The sequence below is a fragment of the Actinomadura fulvescens genome (assembly GCF_039533225.1).
GTDB classification, from domain to species: domain Bacteria; phylum Actinomycetota; class Actinomycetes; order Streptosporangiales; family Streptosporangiaceae; genus Spirillospora; species Spirillospora fulvescens.
Genome location: NZ_BAAATD010000051.1, coordinates 1 through 1,418 on the forward strand (window position 1 = coordinate 1; position 1,418 = coordinate 1,418).

Here is a 1,418-nt window from a genome sequence, read left to right on the forward strand (position 1 = left end):
CCGCCACCGGTGCCCACCACATGCTCAGGAACGGGCAACGCCCCACGGTCCAGCTTCCCGTTGGTCGTCAGCGGCAACTCCTCCAGCACCACGACCGCCGACGGCACCATGTACTGCGGCAGCCGCTCAGCCGCCAGCTCCTCCAGGGCGCTGACCAGTGCCTTGGTGTCCCGGCCCGGCTCACCGGCCACCACATAGGCGACCAACCGCTTCTCACCAGGGGTGTCCTCACGAGCGACGACCACGACCTGGGCCACCGCGGAGTGAGCGGCCAGAGCGCTCTCGATCTCACCGAGCTCGATCCGCTGTCCGCGGATCTTCACCTGCTGGTCGGCCCGCCCGGCGAACACCAACTCGCCCTCAGCAGTCCACCGGACCAGATCCCCAGTCCGATACATCCGCTCGCCAGATTCACCGAACGGGCACGCCACAAACCGTTCGACCGTCAACTCCGGCCGACCCACATACCCGCGCGCCAACCCAAGACCCGACACATACAGCTCACCGATCACACCCACCGGCACCGGCTGCAGCCGGTCGTCCAGTACGAAGACCCGTGTGTTGGCGATCGGACGGCCGATCGCGACCTCACCCGCGGCGGGGTCACACCGCCACAACGTGGCATCCACCGTCGTCTCGGCAGGGCCATAGGAGTTGAACATCCGCCGACCCGGCGCCCACCGCCCCAACACCTCGGAGGACGAGGCCTCACCAGCAACGACCAGCACCACATCCTGGCCGATCGAGCCCTCCTCCAACGTCGCCAACACCGCAGGCGGCAACGTCACATGGGTCACCCGCTCCCGCGCCAACAAGGCGGGCAACGCACCACCCAGACGCTGATCACGCGGAATGACCACCAGCGCAGCACCGGTCAGGAGCGCCATCATCCACTCCCACCCGAACGTGTCGAACGCCGCCGACGCGAACTGCCCCACCCGCGAACCCGGACCCACACCCAGATGACGAACATGACCAGCCACCATGCTCGCCACACCCGCATGCGAAACCAGCACACCCTTCGGCCGCCCCGTCGACCCCGACGTATAAATCACATACGCCGCCGACGCCGACGACCTCACACCCGCGGTCAGCGGCCCCTCGCCCAAGCCCTGCAACACCCGGACCGTCGCCGGGTCGTCTACCACGACGCGCGTCACCGCATCCGGCAGCACCCCGCTCCACCCAGAGGCCATCACCACAGACTCGACGCCTGCCTCGCGCAGCATGAAGGCCACACGCTCGCCAGGGTGTTCGGCGTCCAGCAGCAGATACGCGCTCCCGGCCTTCAACACCCCCAGCAGCGCGGCGATCAGGTCGACGCCACGCTCCATCGCGACCGCCACCACGGCCTCCGGACCCGCCCCACGGGCAAGCAGATGCCGAGCAAGCCGATTCGCACGCGCGTCCAACTCCCG

The 1,418-nt window shown here is 68.5% G+C and carries 1 protein-coding gene; it reads right to left on the minus strand.

The genetic code is table 11. The features are described from left to right. Positions 1-1,412, minus strand: a 1,412-nt coding sequence (locus ABD333_RS47370; RefSeq protein WP_344549501.1) for an amino acid adenylation domain-containing protein, incomplete at its 3' end; no start/stop codon positions are given. Between the last annotated feature and the right edge of the window lie 6 nt (positions 1,413-1,418).